We start from the raw sequence: 24,669 nt of genomic DNA, 5'->3' as shown, positions 1-24,669 counted from the left end.
GGCTCCCTTTTAAAACGTTCCCTTTTTGAAGGCTGTTTCCGGGTAGCTGATTGCCTCAATGGTTTGCCTGAGATTGGCTGTTGAAATGCCAGTCAGATAGGTGGTTGTCCCTTGGCTCTTATGGGTGGATTCATGACCCAGCAGGCGGTCAATCCATATTTCTCGAATGTCGGCTTTGGCATTTCTGAGCTGAGTCGATACGGTATGCCGGAATGAGTGAAAGGTGATTTCTGCTGGCAGGCCAATCCGGGCTTTAAGCAATGAGAACGCTCGTCCCAGTGCTGCGCCCCTGACACCCTGTTTTGAAGTCTCCAATCCGGGAATGAGGTATGGGGCGTCTGAGGTATCCTTAAGAGCCAGAATACCGGCTTCAATGAGTTTATGAGACCTGTGCGCGGGTGGTGGATATTGTCGGTGCCATCTCAATTTGATTAAGAAACGCGGTATTGATACCTGTTTTCTCCAAACCGAGTACGCTGCACAACGCGTTGCATGAGGGATATGGTGTCAACCATATCATGCCGCTATAGCGAGTATATTGAGTGTCCGTCTGAGATTGTAGGCAATGGCTGTGACGTGGATCTGGATGGCTGCTTTGGCAAGACCGCGCCATCGCATCCGGCGTAACCCATAGCTGCGCTTCCAGGTGCCGAAGATCTTCTCGATCCGGCCCCGGGTCCGATGGACGTCATCGTTCCATGCTTTCAGTTGGGCACCGCTCTTGGCGGCCAGCAGGTTGGCTGGCCCGGCGAGATTGCAGCCGTGCGGTACTGGTATGAACCGCATCTGGAACGCCTGCATGAGGATGCTTCCACGCGTCTGGCGGATCTGGTGCAGCTTGAGCAGATTGCCGGAGGGTATTTACCGATGTCAGGCCAGATCCTGGATGCCACGCTGGTAGCTGCTCCGAAGCAGCGGAACACCAATGCAGAGAAAGCCGATCTTCGGGAAGGACGTATTCCTGAAGACTGGCAGGACAAGCCCTCAAAGCTGTCGCACAAGGATCGTCATGCGCGCTGGACACTGAAGTTCACGAAGGCGAAGCGACAGGATGATGGAACCATGCCATCCAGCGATCTCGCCATCCCGTTCTTTGGTTATAAATCGCATGTTTCCATCGATCGGAAATACCGGTTCATCCGGAAATGGAAAACAACGCATGCCGCCGCCAGTGATGGCGCGCGATTGAGAGAGGGGCTGCTGGATAAAACCAATACGGCCTCAAGTGTCTGGGCTGACACGGCCTATCGCTCAAAAGCCAACGAAGACTTCATGGAAAAGCAGGGCTTTGTCTCCAAGGTTCATCGCAAAAAGCCGCATCTCAAGCCTATGCCCCGGCATATCCAGAAATCAAATGCTGGAAAGTCGGTCATCCGCTCGCGTGTCGAGCATGTCTTTGCCGATCAGAAGTCACAGACGGGGCTGTTTGTCCGGACTGTCGGTATCAGCCGAGCCACCATGAGGATCGGGCTCGCCAATATCGTCTACAATATGCGCCGCCTCCTCTTCCTCGAAAGATTGAACGCGAGCGCATAGCCATCCAGCGAGAGACAACTCCCAATCTGCTCAAAACGCAGACTGGACGCCATCGCAAAAACCGTCAATCAAATCGCCAAAACCCAAAATTACCGCCCAAGCACATCAATCAAGGGTTCTTCGATCCCTCCAGATTGTTTAGTAAGAGCAGGATTCAGCTAAAATATAATGTAATCAGAATTTCAGAGGGTTTTTCAGGAACCCACTGTCATGTTTTCTGTGGCTAAGAGTTATACAATACTTTCAAAACCAAATGTCTTTTTATGATTCATTAAATCAGCAATCCCTCGGAGAGAATTAGCCAAATTTTCGCGGGTTGTGGCACTTCCTAAAGCTATTCGAATTCTTTGAGGCGGTTCGCCCTCTACGGTAAATACGCTGCTGGGAACTAAGCCAAGTCCTTGCTTTCTGGCATAAGACACAAAATCTATACTACTCCACCATTCGGGTAGCTTGAGCCATATATGCGGTCCTTCAGGATGAGTGCAGTGTGTATCCCCTAAAATATCTTTCGCAATTTTTTGACGCTCTAACAGCTCTTCTTGTATTGCGGATAGAATTTGCGTAGCTGTTCCTTTTTCAATCCATCTGGTTATAAGAGCTGTCATTAACCCGGAATTGGTGAGAGTTGTGGCGCGTAAGGCTGCTGTTATTCGGGTAGAGAGATCTACGTCCGGGGCGCACATAAACGCCAGCCTTAAAGAGGGGGAAATAACTTTGGACAGAGATGCAACATAGAACACTCGAGAAGGTTCTAGGTGCGCTAAGGCTGGGAGGGGATTTTTTAAGAGTAAGCTGTAAGGATCATCTTCCAAAATATAGGTATTATTTTTTCTCGCGATAGAAAGTATCTGTTTCCGCCGTTCAATGGACATGGTTGATGTCGTCGGGTTTTGTATTGTGGGCGTGCAGTAAATAAAGCGTGGTTTTAGGCGTGAACACGCGTCGTCCAGTTGATCGGGTAGCATGCCTTCAGCATCACTATCTATGCCTTTTATAATGATGTTAAATTGTGCACAAACGGTTCGTATGCCTGGATAGGTAAAACGGTCAGTAACCAGCACATCGCCTGCCTTCAGCAGCGTTGTCACAATTGCAGCAATTGCGGCTTGTGCACCGGGGACAATTAAAATGTCGTCCTCATTACGTTGCCCAATAACGGGTGATATCCAGCGGGAGGCCTGCTTTCGTTCATCAGTTGTGCCCCCCGTCATACGGTAAGAGAGCAGGGCGTGCAGATCTTGTTGGCGCAAAATGCTGCTAAGTTCGGTTTGGATGAGGTTCTTTATGGAAGGGTTTTCTGGGATTGGTGGCAAATTCATCGTAAGATCAACCACGGCCTGATTTGTATTTTTCCAGCGTGTTTCTGATGCACCGATTCTAATGAATGTACCACGCCCTACAGTTGCCTCAATAAGCCCCTGTTTACGTGCTTCTGAAAAAGAACGTGTAATTGTTGTCAGATCGGTGCCTAATTCTTTAGCTAAACTGCGCTGTGGTGGCAGTCTATCTCCTTCGCCAATTACACCTTTATTGATAGCTTCTATGAGAGCATTTGGAATGGAAAGGTAAATGGGCCCAGGATTATTCTCGATAAAAAATTTCATGATTTTGATTAATTCATGTGTGTTCATTTTTCTGTCCTAGGTGGCCTAACTTTGAATTTTGTGTAGCACATAGTGAATGAAGTGTCTCCCATCAAGTCCATACATAAAAAATATTATTACATACATTTCGCTTTTGATATTTTTTTCCTATTTTATTTCAGTGAGTTATGCTTTTCCGCTTTAGAAGAATAGAATGTGAGGGTACCTAGCTGATGCCTCGCTTTCGTATGATAAATAGAAGATATAAGATTTTTATTTTCCCAATAAAAATGAAATTATATCATACACTTACAAAATTGTCTTCACAAAAAATATAAATTGTCATTCTTTGATGGCCTGAAAATAAGGCGTATTACAAAGAATGAATGGATATGTACGCATTTACATGTTCGACAATTCAAAATGTTCATGCCATACTTTTCGTTACGAGGCAGGATTGACTGTATTCTCGAAGCGAAATGGAAACGTATCATGCCAGAAATCGAACACGCACCCCACAAAGATGGTGATTGCTTTGTTAATTATGAAAACAAAGTTTTCGAAGATGTTAAAGCCAAGCCCGGTGAAAAGGCACTCATCACCTTTCATACAGTTGCCAACGAAGGGTCAGTGGGGTTTGTAAACCTGCTTCAGGCAACACGTCTTATTCGTAAAGGGTTTGAAACCTCCGTTCTGCTTTATGGGCCGGGTGTTACCCTTGGGGTGCAGCGCGGTTTTCCACGGTTGGGTGATGAAGCATTCCCCGGGCATATGAACTGTAACAAGCAGATTGCAAAAATTATTGAAGAAGGCGGCAAGGTTTATGCCTGCCGGTTCGCGCTTCAGGCTCTGTACGGCTACGGTGAGCACAACCTTATTCCGGGCATTACCCCTATTAACCCGCAAGATGTGCTGGACGTCATTCTGCTCGCCCGGCGTGACAACGCCTTTATTCTGAATACCTGGACTCTCTAAGGGTAGAGGGGAGGGCTGCCATCATGTCTCGTATCGTTCGCGCTGCTGCTATTCAAATCAGCCCTGTGTTGGGTGATGATGGTTTGGGTACAGCCCGGAAAGTCTGTCAGGCCATCCGCGATGCCGCCGAAAAAGGCGTAAAGTTGGCGGTCTTTCCCGAAACCTTTATTCCTTACTATCCATATTTCTCTTTCATTCAGCCTGCTTTTCGCTTTGGCGGGGAGCATCTGGCGCTTTATGAACGCGCTGTTGTTATTCCCGGTCCGGTAACGGATATGGTGGCGGAAGCTGCGCGGGCAACCGGCATGGTGGTTGTCTTGGGCGTCAATGAGCGTGACGTAGGGACACTTTACAATACGCAAATCATTTTTGATGCCACTGGCGAAATCCTGCTGAAACGTCGGAAAATTACGCCCACATACCATGAGCGGATGGTGTGGGGACAGGGAGATGGTGCAGGATTAAAGGTGGTGGACACCGCCGTGGGCCGCGTAGGAGCTTTAGCCTGTTGGGAGCATTATAACCCATTGGCCCGCTACGCACTTATGACGCAACATGAAGAAATTCATTGTGCCCAGTTCCCGGGTTCTCTTGTCGGTCAGATTTTTGCAGACCAGATGTCCGTAACAATCCGTCACCATGCGTTGGAATCCGGCTGTTTTGTTGTGAACGCCACAGGGTGGCTGACAGAAGAGCAGATCAAGGAGGTCGCACGTGACCCTGCATTGGAAGGTCCGCTGCGTGGTGGCTGCTTCACCGCCATTGTCTCACCAGAAGGTAAGTTTTTGGGTGATCCGTTAACGGAAGGGGAGGGCATGGTGATAGCCGACCTTGATTTTGCCCTGATAACCAAACGCAAACGCATGATGGATTCAGTAGGACATTATGCACGGCCGGAACTTCTGAGCTTACTGCATAACAAGCAGCCTGCACGCACAGTGCATTATGTTGGAGAGCATGAACAAGAGGGCGCTGTGGCATTCGTTAAGAATGGAGCCACAGCATGACAGTTCCAACACTTGGCACCCTGTCTGGGCGTAAGCTTGTGACAGATTTGCAGTCTTTTGGCCTGCAAATTGGAGAAGAAACAGGGGGTATCTCCCGTAAAGGTGGGGCAGGGCCTTCAGATCATAAAACCATTACCATTGCGGGCCAGACTATTATGGTGCCGGTTTATACCTCGGGTGCCCGTCGTTCTCCTTTTCAGGCCAGCAAGCCTGATAGCAGCGGGGCGAGTACTTTGGTGAAAGATGGGCAGGCTCTTGGCACAATCCATTTTCCGGCCGCGCCACGCTTTTATGGCTTGAGCACTGCGGACGGTATTCCTTACTGGAAAATCGCCCTTCTGCATGGGCGCGATACCTTGGCAACGACAGTGCACCAAACCTGTATTCGCTACGCTGATAGGCGTAAGTCTTGCCAGTTCTGTGCCATCGGCCAGTCGCTCGAAGCAGATCGGACCATTGCGTATAAAACCCCAGCCCAACTGGCAGAGGTGGCTAAGGCGGCAGTAGAACTTGATGGCGTGCGCGACATGGTGCTCACAACCGGTACGCCGAATGTGATTGACCGGGGTGCCGCCGTATTGGCTGAGTCCGCCCGCGCCATTAAGGCTGCGGTTGCACTGCCTCTTCAGGTTCAGTGTGAGCCGCCGCGTGAGCATGCGTGGTTCCAGCGGCTGCGGGATGCCGGGGCCGATAGTTTGGGTATGCACCTTGAAGCTGCAACACAGCCTGTGCGTGAAAAGATTATGCCGGGCAAAGCAACTGTCAGCGTTGACCGTTATATGGATGCGTTTGCCAGCGCAGTGCCTATTTTTGGGCGTGGGCAGGTGAACACCTACATTCTGGCAGGCTTGGGGGATAGTGCTCAGGATATTCTGTCTCTGGCTGAGCGCCTGATAGCACTCGGAGTTTATCCCTTTGTGGTGCCGTTTGTTCCCATATCGGGCACACCCCTTGAAAATCACACACCACCTTCGGCTGATTTCATGAAATCAGTGTTAGCACCGCTTGGTCAGATGTTGCGGGCCGCGAACATGAAGTCCACCGACATCCGGGCAGGGTGCGGGCGGTGCGGGGCATGTTCTTCCCTGTCGGCTTACGAACAATGAGGGAGCTGATTGAGGGCTTTGAAAGCGGCCCCTTTATCCCGACCGAGTACGTGGTGCGCCTTGCACGCACGCCGTGGGAGCGGGCAGGCTACCATGCCCTGCGCCGGGAGGTTTTCTGTAAAGAGCAAAAGGTGTTTGCTCAAGACGACCGGGACGTCATTGACCAAACCGCCATACCCATCATTGCAGCCTGTTGCATGGCGGGTATGCCAGACCGGGTTGTGGGGGCGGTGCGCATTCACGAGCCAGAACCGGGCGTGTGGCGTGGTTCCCGCTTGGCGGTGCAGGCCGACCATCGCAAACTTGGGCGTATTGGCGCAGAGCTTATCCGTATGGCGGTCAGCACGGCGCACGGCTTGGGGGCGAGGCAATTTCTGGCACAGGTTCAGGAGCAGAACGTTCTGTTCTTTCGGCGTCTACACTGGAAAAGTCTAGGCGCCATAACCCTGCACGGGTTGCCACATCACGACATGGAAGCTGACCTTTCACGCTATCCGCCGCACGGTCAGGAGCAAACATGGCTGCTGCGCCCGCAACCTCGCACCCGGCAGGTGGCATAATGGCGGAAGCTTTGAAAGCGCTGCTGAGCACGCTAAGGCAGAGCCGTGCCTTGGCTGCCAAGCAGGATATTGCGGCAGTTGCAGCCCTTTTGCCACAGGCAAACACTACAGCAATCCGCTTGGGAGATGACTGCGCTGCCATTCCTGATGGTGATGGCTATTTGCTGCTGGCCAGCGAGGGCTTTCAAGATAGCTTTGTGCGGGCCATGCCATGGTTTGCGGGGTATTGCGGTGTCATGGTCAATACCAGTGACATTGCCGCGATGGGCGGGCGGCCCATAGCTGTCGTTGATGCAGTGTGGAGTGAGACTTCTGAGGCCGCAGCCATGGTGGTCAAGGGCCTGCAAGATGGTGCGTCTACTTACGGTGTGCCTGTTGTTGGTGGGCATACCAATATGCGTAGCACCCATAATTCGCTTTCGGTTGCCATATTGGGTCGTGCATGCCGCCTACTGACCAGCTTTGATGCACAACCCGGTGAAGTGCTGATTGCGGCTATAGATTTACGTGGCCGCTGGCATGACCCGCATCCGTTCTGGGATGCGAGTTCCGCTCTGTGCGGCACAAAAGAGAGCGCCCGTCTTCGGGATGATCTGGAGGTTCTGCCGCGTCTTGCAGAAGACGGCCTAAGCCATGCGGCTAAAGACATTAGCATGGCGGGACTATTGGGGACGGCCCTTATGCTGGCAGAATGTTCGGGTGTTGGTATGAACATTACGCTCGATATCGTGCCCCGGCCAGACGACGTGCCTATGGAGCGCTGGTTATCGGCCTTTCCTAGCTATGGTTATATTTTAACGGCCCGGCCCGAAAACGTTTCTGAAATTCTCAATCGGTTTCAGGAGCGCGGTATTGCCGCACAGGCTATTGGACAGTGTACCACCACACAGCGCCTAGACGTAAAGTGGGGCAATGAGGTGGAAACTTTTTGGGATCTGACCCAAACGCCGCTTATGGGGTTGAGCGCATGAGGTTGTCCATTGGTATTCTGACCCATTCTACTAACCCGCGTGGTGGGGTTGTGCATGGCATGGCTCTGGCCGAAGCCCTGCATGATGCCTGGCATGATGTTACCCTCATTGCCCCGGATGATACCGGCAGAGGTTTTTTTCGTACACCGCGTTGCGCCACCTTGTGTATTCCTGCTGTGCCAGAAAGGGATTTACCCACACTGGTGGAGCGTCGCATAGGCGAGATAAAAGACGCCCTGCGTGGCAGAACTTTTGATGTGCTGCATGCCCAAGACCCCATCAGCAGCAACGCTCTGGCTGATTTACAAGCTGAGGGAAAAATAAAAGCTTTTGCGCGCACGGTGCATCATCTGGACAGTTTTACCAACCCTCTTCTTGCGGCCCGGCAAGAGCGTGGGTTTACAGCGGCGACAAGTCTGTTGAGTGTCAGCGCAGTGTGGGAAAAGCACCTGAGCGAGCAGTATGGTTTAAAAGCGCCAGTAGTGGGTAATGGGGTTGACCCCATACGCTTTACCTCTCTGCCCACAACTCAAGATGCGACACTTCGCGCACGCTACCATTTACCGTCTGGTAAACGTCTTATCTTGGCTGTGGGCGGGGTGGAACGCCGTAAAAACACAGTGCAGCTTCTTGATGCTTTTATCGCGCTACGCCAACAGGGCGCAGACCTACATCTGGTTGTGGTAGGTGGTGCATCCCTTCTGGATCACTCTTCCTACCGCACACTGTTTGATACCCGCCAGAAGGAGAGTGGTGAGAGCGCACATGTCACGCTCACGGGTCCCGTGGCGGAGGACGATATGCCCGCTTTTTACCGGCAGGCGGCAGTTCTGGCATATCCGTCCAGCACAGAAGGATTTGGCTTGTGCCCGCTGGAGGCCTTGGCCTGTGGTACACCTGTTATTGTGCCAGACATGCCGCCCTTTACGGAACATTTTGCACCAGAAGACGTGCTGTGGTGCCGCTCAGGCCATCCCGATACTCTGCTTTTGGCACTGCGTGATGCCCTGACACCGCAAAATCAAGAGCGCTTTAGCGTGAAAGGCCCTGCCACTGCCAGTCGCTTTACATGGCAAGCAGTGGCAGCGCGTCATTTTCCTGTTTACCGGCATCTGGCGGGTTTTTCTCACACCAGTGCCCCCAATCAAGAAGTTTCTACCCATGCCTGAAATGACATTTCGTGTGCGCTGGCCTGATGGAAAAGAGGTTGAGTGTTACTCTCCTTCTTTGGTTATTCAGGACTACTTTACGCAGAATCAGGATTACACACTCCCTGATTTCTTACAAAAAGCCAATGACGCATTAACCGAAGCCAGTGAGCGGGTGCGTGCGCGGTATGGTTTTCCCTGTAGCCGTGCCCTTGGGCAGTTGCACAGTATTAAACAAGCCTGCGCGCAGTTTTCAACTATACCAGACGCTCAAGTACGCGTTCTAACCCTCACTTTCTAAAAACGGATCTCGCTATGACACAGACCGAAAAAAGCATTCCTGTTATTATTGTTGGCGGTGGACAAGCTGGCCTTTCCATGAGCTGGTACCTTTGCCGGGAAAAGGTGGAGCATATCGTTTTTGAAGCTAAAACAGCCTGTCATTCGTGGGATGATGAACGATGGGATAATTTCTGCCTTGTTACTCCCAACTGGCAATGTGAATTGCCTGGCCACCCGTACACAGGAAAAGACCCGCACGGGTTTATGGTAAAGCAGGAAATTATTGAGTACGTAAAAGGTTTCGTAAATTCTTTTGCACCCCCATTGCATGAGCACACGCCTGTTACGTCCATCACCCGGCAGGACGGTGGTGGGTATCGTGTTGTGGCGGGCGGCACCGTATGGCTCGCGCAACACGTTGTAATTGCCTCTGGCGCATATCAGGATGCGGTTATTCCCGGTTATGCCAGCGCAATTGAGTCTTCTATTTATCAGGTGCATTCACAAGATTACCGTAATGCAGACCAACTCCCAGAAGGAGCTGTGCTGGTTGTAGGTAGCGGTCAGTCTGGTGCGCAAATTGTCGAAGATCTGTTTTTAGAAAAGCGTAAAGTGCATCTGTGTGTCGGTTCCGCTCCGCGTGTGTCCCGCTTCTATCGTGGGAAAGATGTTGTGGACTGGCTGGCAGATATGAAGTTTTATGACTTAACGGTAGAAAATCACCCGTTGCGTGATGGTGCGCGTGATAAAACAAACCATTACGTAACAGGCCGAAACGGTGGCCATGATCTGGACTTACGTCTTTTTGCGAAAAACGGTGTGGGGCTGCACGGAACGCTCGAGACCATTCGGGATGAGGTAGCGCATTTTCTGCCAGATCTGACAGAAAACCTTGATGATGCTGATAAAACAAATGCAGATATTAAAAAATCCATTGATGCGTATATTGCGCGTGAAGGCATAAGCGCACCGGTTGAAGACCCTTATGTGCCCGTGTGGCAACCAGACGGGAGCAATACGCCACTGGATTTAAAAGCCGCTGGTATTACCTCAATCATCTGGTGCATCGGTTTCCGTCCGGATTATCGCTGGATTGATGTTCCTGTGTTCAATGGCGCAAATAAGCCCGTATGGCATAGGGGTGTTACAGATCTGCCGGGCTTCTATTTTCTCGGCCTACCCTGGTTGCATACATGGGGGTCAGGTCGTTTCTCCGGTGTCTCGCGTGATGCTGCGTGGCTGGCAAGCCAGATTACCGGAAAAGATGTGCCTGTAGCCTAAAGGAGAGTCGGCATTATGCTGCCATGGACAACATACGAGGCAATGGCGGATGCCGCCTTAAACCAACCAGAAGCGTTCTGGTTAGAGGCCGCGCAACGTATCACATGGCAGCAGGCTCCTACCATTGCCTGCCAGAACCGTGCAGACGGCTGGCATGACTGGTTTGCCGGTGGCGTCCTCAATACCTGCTACAACGCCATAGATCGGCACGTTGAGCAGGGACGAGGCACGCAGACGGCTTTTATCTGGCGTTCCTGTGCCACCAAAGAGCAGCAGGTGGTCACGTATAGAGAGTTGCAGGGCAGGGTAGCCGGGTTTGCTGGTGGCCTGCGTGCTCTTGGTGTGGAAAAGGGGGATCGCGTTCTGATCGCCATGCCCACACTCGTTGAGACTGCAATCGCCATGTTGGCCTGTGCCCGTCTGGGCGCTGTGCATGTTGTGGTTTTTGCCGGGTACGCAGCGGCAGAACTTGCAGGCCGGATTGAAGATGTTGCTCCTAAGGTTATTATCATTGCCAGTTGCAGCTTTCAGGGGCAAACGGCTCTTCCGGCCATGCCGATCTTAAATGATGCTTTGCGTATTGCTGCGTATAAGCCCAAGGCTTGCGTTATTGCACAACGTGAGGCCTGCCCGGCGCCCTTACTGCCCGTGCGCGATCATGATTTTTATAGTCTGGAACAGTCCACCCCTGTAGCGCCTGTCCCCGTTCATTCTGAAGACCCGCTTTATATTCTTCATACGTCTGGCACCACAGGTAAACCCAAGGGCATTGTGCGCGACAATGGTGGCCATGCGGTTGCATTGGCCTTGTCCATGCCGTTAATTTATGACTGCAAACCGGGTGATGTCTTTTTTACAACCTCTGACCTTGGTTGGGTGGTCGGGCATTCTTACGGTGTGTACGCACCGTTGCTGAGTGGATGCACCAGTCTTGTTGTGGAGGGCAATGTTTCGGCCTCAGCTATGCGAATGCTGTGCCAAGATCATGCGGTAAAGTGCCTGTTTACAACACCCACTCAATTGCGGGTTATACGGCAGGAAAGCCGTAATCTTGCCGGCGTGCTTTTACCAGAACTTGCCCGTATTTTTGTTGCTGGCGAATATGCTGAGCCCACATTGTTAGGATGGGCACGTTCGTATTTCCAAAGGCCCGTGGTCAACCATTGGTGGCAGACAGAAACCGGGTGGAGCATTACAGCGCATTTTTTCGGCCTGCCGGAACAGGAACCAAAAGCGCTCATGAATGATATTGGGCGACCAGTACCAGGGTTTTTTCCAGCTATTATGCCTTCTGTGCCAGAGGAGCCGGGTGGAGAAATTGCCCTGAAACTGCCTCTGCCGCCCGGTTGTCTTGCGGGTGTTTGGCAGAGTGGTAACATCATGGTCCCTGCAAGTTATTGTGATGAATCAGGTTATTATTACCGCACGTTTGATGAAGGCACGATCACCGCAGATCGTGCGGTTCATATGCTGGGGCGTTCTGATGACGTGATTAAGGTAGCGGGGCGTCGTATTTCAGGTGTGCAGATTGAGGAAATTATTTCGTCCCACCCAGCCGTTTACGCCTGCGCGGTTGTTGCTATCTCTGATGCCCTTAGGGGGCAGCGGCCTGTTGCTTACGTTGTTGTCGCTCCACAGTACGCGGCCAATATGAGTGTAATGCGTTCTGAGATTATAGGGCAGGTTAACCAGACAATAGGGAAGTGGGTAGGCCTTAAAGACGTACACTTTGTGGCGCAGCTACCAACGACGCGTTCAGGAAAAATTCTGAGGAAGCAGATTTCACTGTAGGCAATAAAACCATTTCTCTCCCATGGAGATCATGGTTTTTCTGTCTGATACTGTGTGAAAAATATTTGGCTCTCCTGGGTGCCAGTCAGCAGGGCTTAGTGTGTTATTCTGGTCATTATGTTGTAATGCAGTAAGAGTTCTTAAAATTTCTTCTATATCAAGCCCAACATTAGATGGGTAATGGCATACCCATCTAATGTTGTTCATTGAGTCTATTAAGAAAAAAGAGCGGTTTTTCTTTTTATAGTTATGGCATTGATAAGCGTTAAAAATTTCATAAGTTGGATCTTCAATAATAGGTAAATCCATTTCAACAGTATTGTGGTGATGAATGGAATGAAGCCATGCAAGATTTGAAAATAGGCTACTGCCAGTTATTATAAGCGGCTGACATTTTTTTTTAGAGAAAAGACCGATGTTGCCGCTTAATGAAACAATTTCTGTGGTTGCAATTGCATCAAAAGCTTCGTGACAAAACAATAAAAACAGCCAGTGCCCGGGAAAATTGTCTAATGAGAAATCACCTTCTGTCGAGCGTGCAGAAAATAGAGGAGCCTGATCGCCAAGACATAGAGGTGCCTGCATGCTTTAGACTTACGAATCCTGAAGAGGTTTGCTCTCACTAGAGTAGGGTGGTGTAACCGGTATTACACCACCCTACGACTAAGTTGATGTCCTAACCGTGCGAAGGAATAGGACGATTCCTACTTAGAGGATTGTATTTTATTTTTCAATAGCAAATGTATGCAAAAAAAAGATACAAAACAAAATATAACACAAAAAGCTTGGTCAAAAAAGAAATTTTTCTATAAAAAATAGGAAAAACAATAATTATAAATTATAAACAAATCTAATTATATAAAAATCAAAGTTAATATCATAATTTTATTGTTTCTTATTCTAAAATCATTTGTTGTATAGAATTTTATTTCTAATAATTTGGCATAAGCAAATTTTTTTTCGATGAAAAACGAGGAGGATTGTTTTGGCATAGCTGAAATCTTGTATGGTATATGTCTTTTGTTTAAAAGAAGAGTATAGGGGTATTGAAAGAATCAATCCATGCATTTTGTGACTGATTCTGAGTTGTCCTGGTGTTTGCGTGGTCCTGCTTTTTGTGGGGTGACCGCGCTGGAAAGATGTTTGAAGGGAAGGTGTGATCGAAATGGATAGGCGGTCACTTAAAGTCTTCTGTGAAAGCCAGTTTTTGTATGGCTTGAGAAGGCGCGTAGATCCGAAGAGAGGACGCGATGTCGTATAGTAAGGGCAAGTATTTACTATTGCTTATGGCCACTTTAGCATTGAGTGGCTGTAGCGATTTGGAATTGCTGAATCCTAAAGGTTCAGTTGGTGAGCAGGAAAAGAACCTTATATTGCTCAGCATGGGTGTCATGTTGTGTGTGGTTATTCCTGTTGTGGCATTGTCGCTGTTTTTTGCGTGGCATTACAGAGCAAGTAATCCTAACGCTAAGCACGATCCCACATGGCACCACTCTACGGCAATTGAAATTGTCGTGTGGGGTATCCCCATAGCAATCGTAGCCTTTCTGGGGTGGCGGATCTGGGTTACGACACATGCGCTTGATCCATACAGAAAACTCGACTCTGCCGCTGCCGCAGTTGAGGTTGATGTCGTTGCATTGAATTGGAAGTGGCTCTTCATTTACCCACAATATGGTGTGGCGACAGTGAATGTCCTCAATATTCCTGTAAATCGGCCAATCAATTTTCATTTAACGTCCGATTCTAACATGAACTCCTTTTTCATTCCTCAGCTTGGCAGCCAAATTTACGCCATGGCCGGTATGGAAACACAGCTTCATCTTATGGGTACCGAAGTTGGGACTTACCCAGGTCGCTCTACTGCGTTTAGTGGCCCAGGCTTCTCTGGTATGCACTTCCCGGCTCATGTGCAGACCGATGAGCAGTTTAACGCGTGGGTGAAAGACGCACATAACTCTACAAACGCTCTGGATGACACAGCTTATCTGGCATTGCGCAAAGATAGTGAAGACAACCCAGAAACAGTTTATGGCTCGGTAAAGTCTGAACTTTTTCAGGCAATTACAACGCAATATGACTGCACTCAGGAAAACTCATTGCGCCGCGAGGGTGATGTGTCCCACTGCACGCAATCCGGTAGCGTAGTTATGGAGAACCATTGATGCTAGGGAAACTAGGCATCGAGGCGTTACCCCTCGATCAACCAATCGTCGTGTGGACCTTTGTGGTTGTCGCCTTGCTAGGCGTAGCCATTTTAGGTCTCGTTACATATTACGGCAAATGGCAATATCTTTGGACTGACTGGATTACGTCTGTCGATCATAAACGTATCGGCATTATGTATATCTTGTTTGCAGTCGTTATGCTGCTGCGTGGGTTTGCTGATGCACTTATGATGCGTCTTCAGCAAGCGCTGGCAGCAACAGGTGGTGCAGGCTATTTGCCTCCGCATCATTATGACCAGATCTTCACGGCTCACGGCGTGATCATGATCTTTTTTGTGGCGACACCATTCATCCTTGGTCTGATGAATTTTGTTGTGCCGCTCCAGATCGGCGCGCGAGACGTTGCATACCCATTCCTTAACTCCTTCAGCTTCTGGCTGACAGTTATGGGTGGTATTCTGGTCATGATCTCCCTCTTCATCGGTGATTTTGCCGCTGTAGGCTGGGTGGCTTACCCTCCATTGTCAGAGCTGGGTTACAGCCCGACAGTCGGGGTTGATTACTTTATCTGGGCACTCCAGCTTTCCGGTCTGGGTACTTTGATCTCTGGTATCAACTTCATCATGACCATCTTTAAAATGCGCGCTCCCGGCATGACCTTCATGCGCCTGCCAGTGTTTACCTGGACAGCGCTCATTACCAATATACTTATCGTTGCTATTTTCCCGGTGCTTACCGCAACCTTGGCACTGCTTTCTGCAGACCGTATGCTGGGTATGCACTTCTTCACGAACGAACTTGGCGGTAACGCCATGATGTACATCAACCTTATTTGGGTTTGGGGTCATCCAGAAGTTTACGTTCTTGTTCTGCCTGCCTTTGGTGTCTATTCTGAAGTTGTTTCAACTTTCAGTGGCAAACCGCTGTTTGGTTATAAGGGCATGGTTTATGCAACCTGCTCCATTGGTGTGCTATCTTTCTTTGTCTGGCTTCACCACTTCTTCACAATGGGTTCCGGTGCGGACGTTAATGCCTTTTTCGGCATTATGACTTCTCTTATTTCTATCCCGACCGGTGTTAAGCTCTTTAACTGGCTCTTCACCATGTATAAGGGCCGTATTCGCTATCACTCCTCAATGCTTTGGTCGATTGGCTTTATGGCGACCTTTGCTTTCGGTGGTATGACAGGCGTTATGCTTGCTATTCCGGGTGTTGACTTCGTTGTTCACAACAGTCTGTTCTTGGTTGCTCACTTCCATAACGTGATTATCGGTGGCGTTGTTTTTGCTCTGTTTGCCGGTCTGAACTTCTGGTTCCCTAAAGCATTTGGCTTCACGTTAAACGAAACCTGGGGTAAAATTGCCTTCTGGTTCTGGTTCATTGGTTACTGGCTTGCCTGGACCCCAATGTACGTGCTCGGTTTCAAGGGTATGACACGTCGTCTGAACCACTTTAACCAGCCTGACTGGGTACCTTATCTGAACGTGGCTTTTGTTGGTGCTGTTCTTATCGGTATCGGAACTGTCGCTATTCTTATCCAGCTTGCCGTCAGCATCCGCGACCGCAAAATCAATGCCGATGTAACAGGCGATCCTTGGGAAGGTCGCAGTCTTGAATGGGCTACGCATTCACCTGTTCCGTTCTATAACTTTGCCCATACCCCCGTTGTTACGTCTTTGGAACAGCATTGGGATGACAAGAAGGCCGGAATAGACCCCAACACTGTACGTCCATATGAAGATATTCATATGCCGCGCAATACAGGCACGGGCTTCATTATTGCGATCTTTGGCTTCATTATGTGCTTCGCGCTTGTCTGGCACATCTGGTGGCTGGCAATCATTGGCTTTGTTGGTGCAATCGCGACATTTATCGTTCGAACGTACGATATGGATACGGACTACTATGTTCCTGCGGCTGAAGTTGAGCGTATCGAAGCTCAGTATGCTCATGCTGCTAAGGGAGGTGTATAATGAGTAGCGTCTCTTCTATTCATGCAGATGACGGTGCACATCATCACGCACATGATGACAGCAAGAAGACTATTGTAGGCTTCTGGCTGTATCTGATGACCGACTGCCTTATTTTTGCATCTCTTTTTGCAACATTTGGGGTGTTGGCTAATGCTACAGCAGGGGCTCCGGGCGCCAAGCAGCTCTTTGACCTAAACTATGTTGCTGTAGAAACTCTTTTTCTGCTTTTGAGCAGCTTCACCTTTGGTGTGGCTGTTATCAATGTGCATAAACAGAATAAGGGTGGTGCTCTGGCATGGTTGGCTCTTACTTTCTTGCTCGGTCTGGCTTTTATCGGCATGGAAGTGCATGAATTCAGCCATCTGATTGCTGAAAATGCAGGCCCTGGTCGTAGCGCATTCTTGTCAGCTTATTTCGGCTTGGTAGGCACGCATGGCTTGCACGTTACTATGGGCCTGCTGTGGCTTGGTGTTATTATGCACCAGGTCTCCAAGTTTGGTCTTAATGCTGTAATGGAACGTCGCATTGCATGCTTAAGTCTGTTCTGGCATTTTCTTGACCTTGTTTGGGTCTGTGTTTTCTCCATCGTATATCTCGGAGGTGTTTTGTAATGGAAAAAAATACCGCACATAACGATGGACACAGCATGAGCAACTCAGTCATTGGGTTCGCGCTTTCTCTCATCCTGACAATCTTGGCTTTTGGCGCAGTTATGTGGGGTGTGCTTCCCCATGATATGATTATGCCAGTAGTCGTTATTCTGGGTGTGTTGCAGCTTATTGCGCAATTATACTTCTTTTTGCACCTTGGCCTTGCCCCAGAACACCGTGAAAACACAGTTTATCTGATCTTAACGGTCATGCTTATTGTGGTAATTGTTGGCTTGTCTCTGTGGGTTATGCACAACGCAAATGTCAACATGATGCCTATGCACATGTCGACATCGGATGCGATGCTGCATCAGTAAAAAATCTGGTTTTTAAAAAATCAGAAAACAGAGTTGAGTAGTTTAAAAACCCTATGACCTTACGGTCATAGGGTTTTTTACATTTAAAATGGTTAGTCAGCCATGCAGTTGAGTTTGTTCAAAGCTCATTGCATTATATGCATAAAAAGCATACAAATATATAAAATAGTCTGAAACCGGTTGGGTGTAGGGGTTGGCTGTTCTCCAGCTAACAAGATGGTGGTGTATATGAACTTCACAGAAAAATGTGAGCATCTTATTTCTGAAATGAAAAATGATGGTCGTTACAGAACATTTATCGAGCTGGAAAGGCTTGCAGGAGATTTCCCTACAGCACTGCGTTATAAACCTGATGGGAGTAAAGAGCCCGTAACTGTGTGGTGCAGTAACGATTACCTTGGTATGGGGCAGCACCCTGCTGTTTTAACGGCTATGCACGAGACGTTAGATCAATGCGGTGCAGGCACGGGGGGTACGCGTAATATTTCTGGCACCAATAAGCAGCATGTTGATCTTGAAAGTGAGTTAGCTAGTCTGCATCATAAAGAGTCAGGTCTGATTTTTACTTCCGGCTGGATCTCTAATTTGGCAGCACTTGGCACACTCGGGCATATTTTCCCAGATTGTGTTATTTTTTCAGATGCTCTTAATCATAACTCAATGATAGAGGGCATTCGCCGCTCCGGTGCTGAAAAATACATTTTTAGACATAATGATTATGCCCATTTAGATGAGTTGATGAAGCAGGTTGACCCTGCGCGTCCAAAAATTGTCGCGTTTGAAAGCGTCTATAGTATGGACGGTGACATAGCACCCATTAAAGAAATTTGTGATGTTGCTGATAAATACAACGCACTCACCTATCTTGATGAAGTGCATGCTGTTGGCCTGTATGGGCCACACGGCGGCGGGATTGCAGAGCGAGATGGGTTGTCTGATCGCTTAACAATTATTGAAGGTACTCTCGCAAAAGCTTTTGGTGTCATGGGTGGGTATATAACAGGCCCCAAAGCGCTCATTGATGTGATCAGAAGTTTGGCAAGCAGCTTTATTTTTTCTACCTCGCTTCCGCCTTATGTTGCGGCTGGTGCGCTGGCAGCCATCAAGCATATAAGGAAGCATCCAGAAGGTCGCGAGAAGCAAGCCTATAATGTCAAGATACTGAAGAAGAAAATGCAAGATGCAGGCATTCCAGTGTTGGACACAGAGACCCATATTTTGCCTGTTATCGTAGGTGACGCTCATTTATGCAGGCAGCTCACTGATAAATTGCTTGATGAATACAATATTTACGTTCAGCCCATTAACTACCCCACAGTTCCTAAAGGGCAGGAGCGTATGCGTGTTACAGTAACCCCCTACCACACCGAAGATGATATGGATTTACTGATAAATTCATTTTTAAAAATTGATAAAAATATCAATTGGATTCCAAAAAAATAATCTTCATATATTTTGTGTTGGCGAAGGAGAAGTAACATGTCTCATCGTTTCATAACAGGAAACCGTCTTAAAGATGGTGTGGTCGTATGGTTATCAAAAACAGACCAGTGGGTAGAAAGCAGTGCACATGCTCAGACCTATAATCAAAATGACAGTGAGGCATTTTTAGAAACTCTCAAACATCGGGATGATACAAGCATTGTAGACATCCGTGCTGTAGAAGTTGAAAAATATAGCAATAACAGCGTGTTAATAGAGCGTCGGGAACAATTAAGGGCAGAAGGGCCAAGCGTAAGGCCCGATCTCTCCCCTGAGGCTGGTGGTAATAGATGGGCTGTTCCGCCTTTTCCACTACCACCTTCGACAACGTCTCTTTCCCCATTTGTGGGCATGTACCATTATGATGAGTCCGACCGGCAATTTTTGTACGACCGCGCCGAGGTTTTTCGCGACCAGATAGCACGCAGGCTATCGGGCGAACTGACAGAAGATGAGTTTAAACCGCTGCGGTTAATGAATGGATTATATCTCCAATTACATGGTTATATGTTTCGTGTAGCATTGCCATATGGTGTTCTAAGTGCCGCACAAATGCGCCAACTTGCCTATATTGCTCGCTATTATGATAGGGGATACGGCCATTTTACCACAAGGCAAAACATACAGTTTAATTGGATCCGTTTGGAAGATGCCGCAGATATTCTAACAATTCTTGCGGCAGCAGATTTGCATGCAACGCAAACAAGCGGCAATTGCGTCAGAAACGTCACAACAGATCATTTTGCAGGGGCTGCTAAAGAAGAAATTATAGACCCTCGCTTGTATGCTGAAATTATGCGGCAATGGTCTACGGACCATCCGGAATTTACCTATTTACCACGCAAGTTCAAAATAGCCATAACAGGGAGCCCCCAAGATAGAGCTGCGGTACGTGTGCATGATATTGGGCTTTTGGCGCACCGTAACGAAAAAGGAGAGCCTGGTTTTCAGGTTTATGCGGGCGGCGGTTTAGGGCGTACTCCTATTATTGGTACTAAAGTAAGAGAATGGCTACCTGTTAAAGACCTGTTGCGGTATGTTGAATCCATACTGCGTGTTTATAATAGCTTAGGCAGGCGTGATAATATTTATAAGGCTCGTATCAAAATTCTGATACGCGAAATGAAACCTGAACATTTTATTGCGCTTATTGAGAAAGAGTTTGAAAGCCTACCGGCAGATTATAACATTCTTGATCCGGAAATTGTGCAAGAAGTAGAGAGACGGTTTGGTAAACCACCATTTCTTACGTTATCTGAAAAATCGTTTGTTCTAGATAAATATATTTTTGAAAACAAAGATTTTTCATATTGGGTTTCGAGTAATACACATCAACATTACATGCTAGGCTATATTTCTGCTGTCATCTCGCTCAAGCCAATTGGTGGTATTTCAGGAGATGTCAGCTCAAATGAAATGGATGCAATTGCTGATATTGCAGATCAGTACTCGTTTGGAGAAATAAGGGTTTCGCACGAGCAAAATATTGTGCTCCCGCATGTGCGCAAAGATGACCTTTTTGCTCTGTGGAACAAGCTTGTAGAAGCAGGATTGGCAACATCAAATGTCGGCTTGATTACAGATATTATTGCCTGCCCCGGTATGGACTATTGTAGTTTAGCTACAGCAAGGTCTATTCCTATAGCACAGAAAATTTCCAAGCATTTTGAAAATCTGAAGAAACAGCAGAACATAGGCCTTTTAGACCTTAATATTTCAGGGTGCATCAATGCATGTGCCCACCACCATGTTGCCAATATTGGTTTGCTGGGCGTAGATAGAAACGGTGAGGAAGTATACCAGATAACCTTGGGCGGCTCAGGGGCAGAGCAGGCATCAATCGGCAATATTCTTGGGCCCGCAGTTGCTGCGGATAAAGTTACGCATGCAGTTGATGCTATAGTGCAAGCTTATCTTGACAACCGTCTTGAAGACGAACTGTTTATTGATACATATAGGCGCACGGGGGCAAAAATATTTAGGGAGGCAGTTTATGGTACTTGTTAATAAGGCAGCAGAAGAAATTCCAGAAACATGGAGTTATCCTGAAGATTTAGTCAGTCCAGTTGTGGCAAATCAGATATTGTCACTTTCGGTTATGGAAAAACTGGACAAAAAACAGTCTTTGATACAACCGCTTGGGTTATACGCTCCAGCAGGTACGGTCATAGACGAGTTATTGCCCTATATCCATTTAGTATCTGTTATATTAATAGATTTCCCAAAATTTAGAGATGGGCGTGGTTTTACTCTGGCGCGTAATCTACGTCAGCAAGCCAATTTTCAGCAAGATATCAGGGCACGTGGGCATCTGATTCCAGATCAGTTTCCTGCACTCTTGAAATGCGGGTTTACGTCTTTTTTATTACCTAAGGAGCATCCACCTGAGCAATTGTTGGCAATGTTACAAAACAATACGGTGGAGAAAAAGCAGCCCTTGCTTATACGCTTATTGAAAAAATGATTCGGTTTATGAAGGCGTTTTTTGACGCCTTCATAAAATTATTTGGTTATTTTAAGTCGGTAACAGTCTCATAGTAAAAATAATCAAGCCATTCAAGGGCGAGGCTAATATCTTGCTTATCTATTGTGGCTCCAGACCAAAACCGGAAACCTGGCGGTGCCGTGCGGTAAGCGCCACAATCAAGCGCAACATTTGTGTCTTGCATTTTTTTAGCAATGGTTTTTGCTAGGTCAGGATATAATGTTGGGTCAAGGTCTGGATCTGTAATTTTCAGGCAGACAGAGCTTTCTGAGCGTATGCTGGCATTTTCAGCTAGAAAAGTACACCATGTGCTTTTTTCAACCCATTTTGTAAATACAGAAAGGTTTTCGGTACAGCGCTTTATTAAAGTGGTTAGCCCACCAATCTGTTCTGCCCAATGCAAGCCGTCCAGAGCATCTTCTACGGCTAGGAGCGAGGGGGTGTTTATGGTTTCACCCTCAAATAATGTCTCGGTTACCGCACCTTTATTAACCATACGAAAAAGTTTTGGCATTGGCCACGCTGGAATATGATCACTTAAGCGGGCAAGGGCGCGTGGGCTTAAAGCAATCATGCCGTGTGCCCCTTCTCCTCCTAAGGTTTTTTGCCAAGACCATGTTGTAACATCAAGTTTTTTCCATGGTAGTTGCATAGCAAATGCAGCAGATGTGGCGTCACAAAGTGTCAGGCCTTTTCTGTTGTCATCAATCCAGTCGCCATTAGGGACCCTTACGCCAGAAGATGTGCCATTCCAGGCAAACACCACGTCATGCTCCGGATTGGTTTTTTCTAAATCTGGTATTGTTCCATAATAAGAAACAAACTTTCTGACGTTTTCAAGTTTAAGTTCCTGCACAATATCTGTTAGCCATATATGGCTGAAATTTTCCCATGCAAAAACATCAATGCCTCGTGGGCCGAGCAAGCTCCACATGGCCATTTCCATGGCACCTGTATCTGAGCCAGGCACAATAGCGACTTTGTAGTCTTCTGGTATTTGCAGAATTTTTTTACTGAGTGTGATAACCTCTAAAAGTTTTGCTTTGCCTGCTTGTGAGCGGTGCGAACGTCCGACCAAAGCATTATTAAGTTGGGCAAGGCTCCATCCGGGACGTTTTTTACAAGGGCCTGATGAAAAATGAGGAGAGAGAGGTTTTTGTTTTGGTCTTGTGAGTGGCTTCAGCATTACCGTGCCTTCTAAGGATGATTGTCATCTACCCCCGCAAGGTAACCCTTCGCCTAAAAACACACAATATCACAAAATTGATTTATAAAAAGAGATCAATCAACCATTAATGTACTGGTTCTTTAATTGTTGATCTGTTCATATAAATATTTCCTCTGTGTTGTTTTTTGTGAATGTTTAGAGGAAATTTTCAATACAGATTTCAAAATAAAGAATTTTACAAATATATAAGATTTCTTTTTAGAATAGTGTTGGTTATATACTATTCATATTAAATAGAGAAGGTGTTGCACAGTTCACTGATGGGTGGTGCATGGGATTACGAGGGTAGTGAACAGATTGAGGATGGCAGTGCGGACGTGAAGTTTCGTGGTCTGATGGTTGAAAACCCGCTGGTCATTCTCGCATTTTTAGTGCGAGGTTTGAACGAGAATTTAGACAATTTTAATAATAGTCCTTTAATGGGTTAGAAATTGTGGATACACAAGTCTCAGAAGTTTGCGCTAATTGTTCCAAAAAACTGTCTGGATGCGCCCATGAGAAAATAATTGAATCCGTTATTAATAAAATTGTTTCCAGCTTCATTGGTCGTGGCAATGTAGGTTTTATTGGCCAGATTGTAGATATTAAAGCTGGCAGATAATCCTTTTAATGGGCCAACGGATCCGAAGTCGTAGCGGGTGCCAAAGTTGGCCAGAAAATACCCCGGAACGTGTAGGTCATTGGTATATGTTAGTTGGCGGTTGGATAGGTAACTTCCGTCAACGTGAGCAGATAGCTTGCCAATACGGTAGCTGATGCTGCCCTTATACATAAATTGTGGGTAGTTCGGAATCTGTTTGCCTTGGGTCTGGTAAAGGACACCACCACTGGCCACATTTTGATCATAAGAGGAATGATTGTAAGAAAACGAGTTATAAATCGAAAGGCCTTTTAGTGGTCTGACGGTAATGCTAGGTGTTTAGTCCCGTGGTTTGATGGTGTGGTATTTTCACGAGAGTGGAAGGAAGCATTATGGGACAGATACGTCATGGGAGCGCCACGACCACGCACGCCGTGCGAGCAGCAATACAGCGATCGCAAGCTTCGCTCGCGACGCTGAGCAAGGAGTTCGGGATCAACCCGAAAACAGTTGCAAAATGGCGGAAGCGTCAAACGGTTGAGGATCAGAAGACAGGCCCCAAAGAGCCGCGATCCACGGTTCTGTCCGAGACGGACGAAGCGATGATCGTGGCGTTTCGCCGGCATACGTTGCTGCCGCTGGATGATTGCCTTTATGCCCTGCAGGCCAGCATCCCTCATCTGACACGCTCGGCTCTGCATCGCTGCCTTCAGCGCCACGGGATATCCCGGCTTCCGGATATCGAGGGAGACAAGCCCAAACGCCAGCGCTTCAAACGCTATCCCATAGGCTTTTTTCACATCGATATTGCCGAGGTCCAAACTGCTGAAGGCAAGCTGTATCTCTTCGTCGCCATCGACCGGACAAGCAAATTCGCTGTCACACAACTGGTTGAGAAAGCTGATCGGAAGACCGCCTGGGAATTCCTCGAATATCTCCTGAGCATCATTCCTTATCGGATCCACACCATTCTGACCGATAACGGCATCCAGTTCGCGGATCAGCCCCGTAACCGCAATACGGCCTGGTCTCGCCCCATGCGCTTCGACATGATCTGCGAAGCTCGCGAGATCGAACATCGTCTGACGAAACCCAATCATCCCTGGACCAATGGTCAGGTTGAGCGGATGAACCGGACGATCAAGGAAGCAACCGTCAAACGCTTCCATTACGATAGTCATGAGCAGTTGAGGACACACCTCAATGACTTCATGGCAGCCTATAATTTCGCCCGCAGGCTCAAGACCCTCAGTGGCCTCACACCTTACGAATATGTCTGCAAAATATGGACTTCAGAGCCAGAAAGATTCATCATTAATCCAACCCATCAAACCCCGGGACTAAACACCTAGAGCGTGTCGTCAGTTATCCGATCTTACTGGCTCTCATTCAAACCATATCATCGCATTCCCATCTCTCCCGATCCCCAAAAACAGGGAGGAAAGACCAGAGGTCAAGTGGGAGTACAAGCGTTACTCAGCCATGTACCAACTGACGAAACGCTCTAGAGAATCTGCAAAATATCTATCATTACACATTGAGT

Annotated in this window: 23 protein-coding genes and 1 pseudogene; 18 read left to right on the top strand and 6 right to left on the bottom strand. The window is 47.9% G+C overall.

The annotated features are described in order from the left end of the window. Window positions 1–9 precede the first annotated feature (9 nt). Together Abin_RS00965 and Abin_RS00960 are read right to left on the bottom strand one after the other, a co-directional pair. The gene (locus Abin_RS00965; RefSeq protein WP_255319406.1) at window positions 10–315 is read right to left on the bottom strand and encodes a tyrosine-type recombinase/integrase; all 306 of its coding nucleotides are present in this window, start codon (window positions 313–315) and stop codon (window positions 10–12) included. 201 nt (window positions 316–516) lie between these two features. After that, a complete protein-coding gene (locus Abin_RS00960; RefSeq protein ID WP_238527117.1) occupies window positions 517–786 on the bottom strand; it encodes a transposase in 270 nt (89 codons plus the stop codon). Between the two features lie 69 nt (window positions 787–855). Between Abin_RS00960 and Abin_RS00955 the strand changes: the two are divergent. After that, window positions 856–1,536 (top strand): annotated as a pseudogene (locus Abin_RS00955) (transposase); the annotation flags it as partial. Between the two features lie 230 nt (window positions 1,537–1,766). Here the strand turns inward: Abin_RS00955 and Abin_RS00950 are convergent. Beyond that, window positions 1,767–3,170, bottom strand: a complete 1,404-nt coding sequence (locus Abin_RS00950; protein ID WP_006559293.1) for an aminotransferase-like domain-containing protein — start codon at window positions 3,168–3,170, stop codon at window positions 1,767–1,769. Window positions 3,171–3,614: 444 nt separating this feature from the next. Here Abin_RS00950 and Abin_RS00945 point away from each other — a divergent pair, with 444 nt between their 5' ends. From Abin_RS00945 to Abin_RS00905, 9 genes are read left to right on the top strand one after another with little or no spacing between them, the layout of a single operon-like run. Further along, window positions 3,615–4,097: an MSMEG_0572/Sll0783 family nitrogen starvation response protein gene (locus Abin_RS00945; RefSeq protein ID WP_006559294.1), complete on the top strand. Its 483-nt coding sequence runs from the start codon at window positions 3,615–3,617 to the stop codon at window positions 4,095–4,097. A gap of 23 nt (window positions 4,098–4,120) precedes the next feature. Continuing rightward, window positions 4,121–5,104, top strand: coding sequence for a Nit6803 family nitrilase (locus tag Abin_RS00940; protein WP_006559295.1), 984 nt, complete (start codon window positions 4,121–4,123; stop codon window positions 5,102–5,104). After that, a complete protein-coding gene (locus Abin_RS00935; RefSeq protein ID WP_006559296.1) occupies window positions 5,101–6,210 on the top strand; it encodes an MSMEG_0568 family radical SAM protein in 1,110 nt (369 codons plus the stop codon). The genes Abin_RS00940 and Abin_RS00935 overlap by 4 nt, the downstream gene beginning before the upstream one ends. Beyond that, a complete protein-coding gene (locus tag Abin_RS00930; RefSeq protein WP_048844499.1) occupies window positions 6,207–6,770 on the top strand; it encodes an MSMEG_0567/Sll0786 family nitrogen starvation N-acetyltransferase in 564 nt (187 codons plus the stop codon). Before Abin_RS00935 ends, Abin_RS00930 begins: the two co-directional genes overlap by 4 nt. Continuing rightward, complete coding sequence (locus Abin_RS00925; RefSeq protein ID WP_048844502.1) at window positions 6,770–7,741, top strand: sll0787 family AIR synthase-like protein; 972 nt, start codon at window positions 6,770–6,772, stop codon at window positions 7,739–7,741. The genes Abin_RS00930 and Abin_RS00925 overlap by 1 nt, the downstream gene beginning before the upstream one ends. Then, window positions 7,738–8,910: an MSMEG_0565 family glycosyltransferase gene (locus tag Abin_RS00920; protein ID WP_048844498.1), complete on the top strand. Its 1,173-nt coding sequence runs from the start codon at window positions 7,738–7,740 to the stop codon at window positions 8,908–8,910. The genes Abin_RS00925 and Abin_RS00920 overlap by 4 nt, the downstream gene beginning before the upstream one ends. Then, a complete protein-coding gene (locus Abin_RS00915; protein WP_006559300.1) occupies window positions 8,903–9,190 on the top strand; it encodes an MSMEG_0570 family nitrogen starvation response protein in 288 nt (95 codons plus the stop codon). The genes Abin_RS00920 and Abin_RS00915 overlap by 8 nt, the downstream gene beginning before the upstream one ends. Before the next feature lie 14 nt (window positions 9,191–9,204). Further along, entirely contained in the window at window positions 9,205–10,452 is a 1,248-nt protein-coding gene (locus Abin_RS00910) for an MSMEG_0569 family flavin-dependent oxidoreductase (RefSeq protein WP_048844497.1), read from the top strand. A 15-nt stretch (window positions 10,453–10,467) separates the two neighbouring features. Continuing rightward, window positions 10,468–12,243: an AMP-binding protein gene (locus Abin_RS00905; protein WP_048844496.1), complete on the top strand. Its 1,776-nt coding sequence runs from the start codon at window positions 10,468–10,470 to the stop codon at window positions 12,241–12,243. Here the strand turns inward: Abin_RS00905 and Abin_RS00900 are convergent. Beyond that, window positions 12,235–12,828, bottom strand: a complete 594-nt coding sequence (locus Abin_RS00900) for a redoxin domain-containing protein (protein ID WP_048844495.1) — start codon at window positions 12,826–12,828, stop codon at window positions 12,235–12,237. The genes Abin_RS00905 and Abin_RS00900 overlap by 9 nt on opposite strands. Window positions 12,829–13,493: 665 nt before the next feature. Between Abin_RS00900 and cyoA the strand changes: the two genes are divergently transcribed. The 7 genes from cyoA to Abin_RS00865 all read left to right on the top strand — a co-directional run bounded on the left by cyoA (window position 13,494) and on the right by Abin_RS00865 (window position 21,297). Continuing rightward, a complete protein-coding gene (cyoA, locus tag Abin_RS00895; RefSeq protein WP_006559303.1) occupies window positions 13,494–14,408 on the top strand; it encodes a ubiquinol oxidase subunit II in 915 nt (304 codons plus the stop codon). Beyond that, window positions 14,408–16,384: a cytochrome o ubiquinol oxidase subunit I gene (cyoB, locus tag Abin_RS00890; RefSeq protein ID WP_048844494.1), complete on the top strand. Its 1,977-nt coding sequence runs from the start codon at window positions 14,408–14,410 to the stop codon at window positions 16,382–16,384. The genes cyoA and cyoB overlap by 1 nt, the downstream gene beginning before the upstream one ends. Then, the gene (gene cyoC / locus Abin_RS00885; protein WP_006559938.1) at window positions 16,384–16,995 is read left to right on the top strand and encodes a cytochrome o ubiquinol oxidase subunit III; all 612 of its coding nucleotides are present in this window, start codon (window positions 16,384–16,386) and stop codon (window positions 16,993–16,995) included. The genes cyoB and cyoC overlap by 1 nt, the downstream gene beginning before the upstream one ends. 35 nt (window positions 16,996–17,030) lie before the next feature. Further along, on the top strand, window positions 17,031–17,351 hold the full coding sequence (locus tag Abin_RS00880) for a cytochrome o ubiquinol oxidase subunit IV (RefSeq protein WP_218026287.1): 321 nt from the start codon (window positions 17,031–17,033) through the stop codon (window positions 17,349–17,351). A gap of 228 nt (window positions 17,352–17,579) precedes the next feature. Beyond that, a complete protein-coding gene (gene hemA / locus Abin_RS00875) occupies window positions 17,580–18,794 on the top strand; it encodes a 5-aminolevulinate synthase (RefSeq protein WP_048844493.1) in 1,215 nt (404 codons plus the stop codon). 36 nt (window positions 18,795–18,830) lie between these two features. Beyond that, window positions 18,831–20,840, top strand: a complete 2,010-nt coding sequence (locus Abin_RS00870; RefSeq protein WP_048844492.1) for a DUF2849 domain-containing protein — start codon at window positions 18,831–18,833, stop codon at window positions 20,838–20,840. Beyond that, entirely contained in the window at window positions 20,827–21,297 is a 471-nt protein-coding gene (locus tag Abin_RS00865; RefSeq protein WP_048844491.1) for a DUF934 domain-containing protein, read from the top strand. Before Abin_RS00870 ends, Abin_RS00865 begins: the two co-directional genes overlap by 14 nt. Before the next feature lie 46 nt (window positions 21,298–21,343). Here Abin_RS00865 and Abin_RS00860 read toward each other — a convergent pair whose 3' ends face one another. Together Abin_RS00860 and Abin_RS00855 are read right to left on the bottom strand one after the other, a co-directional pair. Beyond that, window positions 21,344–22,504 carry a phosphoserine transaminase gene (locus Abin_RS00860; RefSeq protein ID WP_048844490.1) on the bottom strand — a complete coding sequence of 387 codons (1,161 nt, stop codon included), beginning with the start codon at window positions 22,502–22,504 and terminating at the stop codon, window positions 21,344–21,346. Between the two features lie 490 nt (window positions 22,505–22,994). Then, window positions 22,995–23,381: a TonB-dependent receptor gene (locus Abin_RS00855; RefSeq protein WP_048844489.1), complete on the bottom strand. Its 387-nt coding sequence runs from the start codon at window positions 23,379–23,381 to the stop codon at window positions 22,995–22,997. A 137-nt stretch (window positions 23,382–23,518) separates the two neighbouring features. Between Abin_RS00855 and Abin_RS00850 the strand changes: the two genes are divergently transcribed. Then, a complete protein-coding gene (locus Abin_RS00850; protein ID WP_048844488.1) occupies window positions 23,519–24,478 on the top strand; it encodes an IS481 family transposase in 960 nt (319 codons plus the stop codon). The last annotated feature ends 191 nt before the right edge of the window (window positions 24,479–24,669 follow it).

This window comes from Acetobacter indonesiensis (assembly GCF_000963945.1).
Taxonomy (GTDB): Bacteria; Pseudomonadota; Alphaproteobacteria; order Acetobacterales; family Acetobacteraceae; genus Acetobacter; species Acetobacter indonesiensis.
Note: the sequence above shows the minus strand (reverse complement) of the source record. Positions and strands in the feature narration are given on the sequence as shown.